We start from the raw sequence: 5592 nt of genomic DNA, 5'->3' as shown, positions 1-5592 counted from the left end.
GCCGCGACCGCGGGCGCCGGCGTCTCCGCCGTCGCGGGCGCCGCGACCGGCGCCGGCGTCGCCACCGCGGCGGGCGCGAACCGCTTCGCCAGCCACTCCGCCCCCGGCAGCGTGCGCAGCTCGGCGTGCGCGGCCAGCGCCGTCGTCACCCCGCGCAGCGCCAGCGGCGACGAGGCCAGCGGCGTCGGCGCCGTCGAGGCGGCGAGCACCGCGGCGCGGTCCTCCCCCTCCAGCTCCGCGAGCGGCTGCATCCCGCCCTCGCTCATCGCCACCGCCAGCACGCGCTCGCCGACGCGCACCACCGCGATGCTCTGCCGCGGCCCGAGCGGGAGGCGCTGCACGACCTCCATCGGCAGGCGGCCGCGCCCCGCGCCGGCGTGCGGCGCGAAGCGCTTGAGCGCGCGCAGCACGACGACGAGCAGCGCCAGGACGGCGCCGAGGGCGACGAAGACGCCGAGGGTGGCGCTGAGAGTCATCGGGCGGCGGGGACGGCGGCGGCGCGCGCGGTCAGGCGGCCTGCGGCTGCGGCGTCGCCGCGAAGATGCGCACGATGCGCACGCCGAAGTGCTCGCCCAGCACCACCACCTCGCCCTCGGCGAACTTGCGGTCGCCGACGTAGACGTCGATCGGCTCGCCGGCCAGCCGGTCGAGCTGGATCACCGCGCCGCGGCCGAGGCGCAGGATCTCCTGCACCGTCATGCTCGTGCGCCCCAGCTCGATCGACACCGGGAGCGACAGGTCGAGCAGCATGCCGAGCGGCACCTCGCTGCCGGCCAGCGCGCCGGCGCCGAAGTCGGGGGCGAGGCCGTACGCGGCCGGGTCGGGCTCCGCGGGGGCGGCCTGCGGGATCGGCTGGCCGCTGGCCTTCGCGGCCTGCACGCTGGCGACGAGGGCGTCGATTTCGGCGGGATTCATGAGGGGCCGGGTGGGGCGAGGTCGGGTGAGGCGAAGCCGGGAAGGGCGAACTCGGATGCGTCGAACTCGGATGCGTCGAACTCGGATGCGTCGAACTCGGGCGGGGCGAACTCGGGTGGCGCGGGTGCGGCGGGGCTCGCTCCATCCGAGTTCGCCCCATCCGAGTTCGCTCCACCCGCGATCGTCTCATCCGATCCCGCCGTATCCGGTTCTCACCCGTTCTCCTCGTTCGGCTGCGGCGGCGAGAGCTGGTCGAGCAGGCGGACGGCGAGGCGGCGGCCGACGCGGCCGGCGGCGCCGCGCGAGCGCTCGCGGCCGCCGATCAGGACGCTCAGCTCCGCGTCGCGCGGGATGCCGGTCGACAGCACCTGGCCGGGGGCGAGGTTGCTCAGGTCGCGCAGCGACATCTGGAACTGCGGCAGGCGCGCCGACACGGCGACCGGCGTGGCGCGCAGCGCGAGCTCGGTGCGCTGGCGCGCCTCGCGCTGCTCGCGCTCCGACCCCGCGGCGCCGCCGATCCGGCGCTGCCCGCTCGACTGGAAGAACTTCTCGAGCACCGAGAACGGGAGGCAGATCAGCAGCAGCGAGCTCGCCTGCCCCGCGACCGCCTCGATGTTGGCGACGAGGACCGGGTCCTCGCGGTTGGCGATCTGCAGGATCTCGGGGCTCGACTCGAAGCCGGTCACGCTCAGCTCGAGCGGGACGTGGTCGAACCAGATCTCCTCCAGCAGCGACGCGGTGCGCTCGGCCACCGTGCGCACGGCCATCCGCTCCACCGGCGACAGCGCGCGCCCCGGGATGCTCGGCGCCCCGCCGCCGCCGAACAGGCGGTCGATGAGGAAGTACGCGAACTCGTGCCCGACGTCGATCACGCCCTGCACGCCGCCGCTCCCCTTCACGTCGAACACGTAGGTCGCGCACGGCGTCGGCAGCGACAGCGCGAACTCGCCGAACGAGAACTGCTCGACGCTCTGCAGCCGCAGCTCGACGTGGCCGCGGGCGCGCGACACCAGCCACCCCTCGAGCGACTTGCACAGGCGCTCGTACATCGCCTCCAGCGTGCGCAGCCGCTCCTTGGAGACGCGGTGCGGGCGGCGGAAGTCGTACGCCGTCACCTCCTGGTCGGCCGCCGCGGCCGACGCGCCGCCGCCGAACGCGTTCGCGGCCGCCGCCGGGACCGCCGCGCCGGCGCCCCCCAGCAGGCGGTCGATGTCGAACTGCGAGAGCATGTCGGAGGACATGGCGCGCCCGGCCTACTGGATGACGAACTGCGGGAAGTAGATGCGGCGCACGACCGGCTTCTTGGCGTCGGGGAAGAACTTCCCCGCCACGGTCTTGAGCTCCGCCCGGATCGAGTCGCGCTTCGTCATGTCCGACAGGTAGTCGACCGACTTCGCGCCGACGCTCTGCAGCACCGCGTCGCGCAGCTCGGCGTCGCGCGCCTTCAGCTCCTCGAGCGCGGCGGCGTCCTTCAGCTCGAACGCGATCGTCAGCAGCAGGAAGCGCTGCCCCCCCGACTCGGCGGGGTTCAGCACCAGGTTGTCGATCGTGTGGACGGGCTTCGCCGCGGCGGCGCCCTCCCCCTCCTTCGCCTCCTCCTCCTCCGGCTCCTCCTCGGCGTGCGCCGAGTCGGCCGCGGCGGAGGGGGCGACCTTCTTGGCGACCATCGGCCCGAGGGCGAACGCGCCCCCCGCGCCGCCGGCCGCCAGGCCGCCGACGAGGGCGAGGATCAGGACCAGCTTCGACGCACCCTTCTTCCCGCCCTCGGGGGCGTCGGCGGGGGCGGCGGTCTCGGGATTGGACATGCCGGGGGCAGAGGCAGGGGCGGTGCCAGGCGAAGTGCGTTGTCCCGCAACGACTTACGCGCGCGCCAGGAACGACAAGACGCGCCGGGCGGCAGATCGTGCCGCCCGGCGCGCCGGAAGAACTTGCCGCGGTCGGGATTACCGCTTCAGCTGCATCAGCTCCTGGAGCATCTCGTCCGAGGTCGTCACGACCTTGGAGTTCGCCTGGAAGCCGCGCTGGGCGATGATCATGTTCGTGAACTCCTGCGCCAGGTCGACGTTCGACATCTCGAGGGCGCCCGAGGTCATCTGCGACTGGCTCCCCTCGAGGGCGAAGCCGAGCACCGCGCCGCCCGAGTTGGCCGACTCCTGGTACATGTTGTCGCCGACGCGCAGGAGGCCCGACGGGTTGTTGAAGTCCGCCAGCACGATCTGGCCGAGCGGCGTCGTCGTGCCGTTGGTGAAGAAGCCGGTGACGAGCCCCGTGCGGTCGATCGAGAAGTTCTGCAGCTGCCCGGCCGTGTAGCCGTTCTGGTCGCGCAGCACGGCGGTGCTGGCGGTCGCGAACTGCGTGAGGCCGTTGACGCCCGAGCCCACCGCGAGCTTGACCTGCACGGGCAGGGCGCCCGGCACCGCGAAGTCGATCGCCGGCTGGTCGGCGGGCGGGATGATCGTGCCGGCCGAGTCGAACGTCAGCGTGCCGCGGTTGGTGCCGGCGACCGCCGTGTCGGGGCTCATGTGGTAGTTGATCTTGACCTGCGAGCCCGCGGGGATCGACGCGCCGAACACCACCGCGCCCGAGCCGTTGATCGTGAAGTCGTCGGGGTTCTTGTACGGCGTGCCCGAGGGGCTGGTGACCTCGATGTTCTCCTCGAGGATCTCGTAGCCGTCGGGGAGGCCGGTGGCCGCGTCGGTGGGGAGGGCGAAGTCGCCGTCGACCACGTAGTCGACCGTCGCCGCGCTGACCATCGGGTCGAGCTGCCACTCCCACGTGTTCGGGCCGGTCTTCCAGAACTGGACCTTCACGTCCCACTTCGTGCCCTGCGAGTCGAACACGCCGAGCGTCGTCTCGGTCCACGCCTTCGCGTTCTGCGGGTCGGCGCGGCCGGCGTCGTCGAAGTCGCCGACGAACGTCGGGGCGGCGGCGTTCAGGTTGCCGCCGAGCGTCATCTCGCTGGTCGGCTTCGCCGACACCTTCTGCCCGAACGGGAGGCGGATGTCCTGGATGCCGTCCTTGAGCTGGCCGTTCTCGTACATGCGGCCCTGCACGACGAAGCCGTTGGTCGGCGACACCAGCTTGCCGTCGGCGTCGAGCTGGAAGTTGCCCGAGCGCGTGTAGTAGCTCTGGTTCCCCTTGCGCACCACGAACAGCGAGTCGCCCTGGATCGCGAGGTCGGTGCTCTGGCCGGTCGTCTCGATGTTGCCCTGCGTGTACAGCTGGTCGATGGAGCCGATCTGCATCCCGAGCCCCACCTGGATCGGGTTGATGCCGCCCTGGTCCCCCGGCGGCCGGCTGGCGCCGGCGAGCAGCTGCGCGAAGCCTTCCTTGAACGTGACGCGGCCGGCCTTGAAGGCGACGGTGTTAACGTTCGAGATGTTGTTGCCGATAACATCCATACGGACCTGGTGATTGCGCAGGCCCGACACGCCGGCGAAGAGGGAACGCAGCATGGGAAGGGGTCTCCTGGGGGAGTGAGGCGGGAGCGCGGCGACGTGGCAGCGTCGGCGCGCGACGTGGAGTGACGCGCGAGAGTCGCGCGGAGTTACGGCAGAGCACGCCCGGATTTCGTGTCCGGGCGCGTTTTTTTTTTAGTGCTTGATCGACAGGATCGCGCCGAACGGGAACTCGTACTGGCCGATCGTCAGCATCGGGCCCTCGGTCGTGAAGCGCACGCCGTCGACGGTGCCCTTGAGCGGCGCGCCCTCGGGCGCCGGGTCGCCGTTCGCGTCCACCGCGCGCGACGGGTCCACCTCGACCGACTTGCCGATCGCGCCGAGCGTCATGCTGCCGCCGAGCGACTCGAGGAGTGCGGCCTGCGCGCCGGCCTGCGCCGACATCGTCTCGTTCAGCGTCACGAGCTGTTCGACGCTCGAGAACTGCGCCAGCTGCGCCGCCATCTGCTGCCCGTCCATGGGCGAGAGCGGGTCCTGGTTCTTCATCTGCGCGACCAGCATCTGGAGGAACTGGTCCTTGCCGAGCGCGCCCTTGGGGTTGTTCGGGATCGCGCCGGCGGGCGTCGGCTGCACGGCGCCCAAGGGCGGCGCCGAGGTCGTGGAGTTGACGGGCATCGGGGTGCGTGGGAGGGGGAGGGCGCTCAGCGCGCCGCGCGGCCGCGCGCGGGCGGCGTGAACTCGTCCGCGAGCCAGCGCTCGGCGTCCTGCCGGCGGCGCTCCTCGCGCGATCCGTGCTGCTGCTGCGCGTCGCGTCCCTGCGTCTCGCGCCCGTGCTGGTCCCGCTGCTGCTGCGACTGCGAGTTGTTCGACGACCCCGAGGCGCCGGCGTCGCCCGCCGCGCCCGCGCCGGCGGCGGCGGTCACGCGGCTCGCGTCGCTGGCGTGCGTCTGCGCCGTCTCCGACGCGCGCGGCGACGCGGCGGCGCGCAGCGCGTCGGCGGTCAGCCCCTGCCGGCCGAGCGCGTCGCGCAGGTCGCCCACGCGCGCCGCCAGGCGGTCCGCGGCGTCGGCGTCCTTCACGTCGATCCGCGCGTCGACCGTCACCCCGCGCACGTCCACGCGGATGCGGTCCTCGCCGCCGGCGGCGTTGTCCACGCGCAGCTCCAGCGACGACACGCCGCGCCCGGCGGCCGCGGCCTCGAAGCGGTCGGTCACCGCGGTCAGCCGGTCCACCGCCGCCGCGCCGAGCACCGTCGCGGCTGGCGCGGCGAAGCGCGGCG

Annotated in this window: 6 protein-coding genes and 1 pseudogene; all 7 read right to left on the bottom strand. The window is 73.1% G+C overall.

What is annotated here, in order from left to right; genetic code table 11:
• A partial coding sequence (locus PYV61_RS20075; RefSeq protein ID WP_275834957.1) for a flagellar biosynthetic protein FliO occupies positions 1 to 476 on the bottom strand: 476 nt, incomplete at its 3' end.
• 31 nt (positions 477 to 507) lie between these two features.
• The gene (gene fliN / locus PYV61_RS20070) at positions 508 to 915 is read right to left on the bottom strand and encodes a flagellar motor switch protein FliN (RefSeq protein ID WP_275834955.1); all 408 of its coding nucleotides are present in this window, start codon (positions 913 to 915) and stop codon (positions 508 to 510) included.
• Positions 916 to 1127: 212 nt separating this feature from the next.
• Complete coding sequence (locus PYV61_RS20065) at positions 1128 to 2156, bottom strand: FliM/FliN family flagellar motor switch protein (RefSeq protein ID WP_275834953.1); 1029 nt, start codon at positions 2154 to 2156, stop codon at positions 1128 to 1130.
• Positions 2157 to 2168: 12 nt separating this feature from the next.
• Positions 2169 to 2720, bottom strand: a complete 552-nt coding sequence (locus PYV61_RS20060; protein ID WP_275834951.1) for a flagellar basal body-associated FliL family protein — start codon at positions 2718 to 2720, stop codon at positions 2169 to 2171.
• Between the two features lie 138 nt (positions 2721 to 2858).
• Positions 2859 to 4370 carry a flagellar hook protein FlgE gene (locus PYV61_RS20055; protein WP_275834949.1) on the bottom strand — a complete coding sequence of 504 codons (1512 nt, stop codon included), beginning with the start codon at positions 4368 to 4370 and terminating at the stop codon, positions 2859 to 2861.
• 138 nt (positions 4371 to 4508) lie between these two features.
• Entirely contained in the window at positions 4509 to 4988 is a 480-nt protein-coding gene (locus PYV61_RS20050) for a flagellar hook capping FlgD N-terminal domain-containing protein (protein ID WP_275834947.1), read from the bottom strand.
• A gap of 26 nt (positions 4989 to 5014) precedes the next feature.
• A pseudogene (locus PYV61_RS20045) lies at positions 5015 to 5592 on the bottom strand (hypothetical protein); the annotation flags it as partial.

The organism is Roseisolibacter sp. H3M3-2 (genome assembly GCF_029211165.1).
In the GTDB taxonomy this organism is placed as follows: Bacteria; Gemmatimonadota; Gemmatimonadetes; order Gemmatimonadales; family Gemmatimonadaceae; genus Roseisolibacter.
This window is presented reverse-complemented; position numbering and strand designations above follow the sequence as displayed.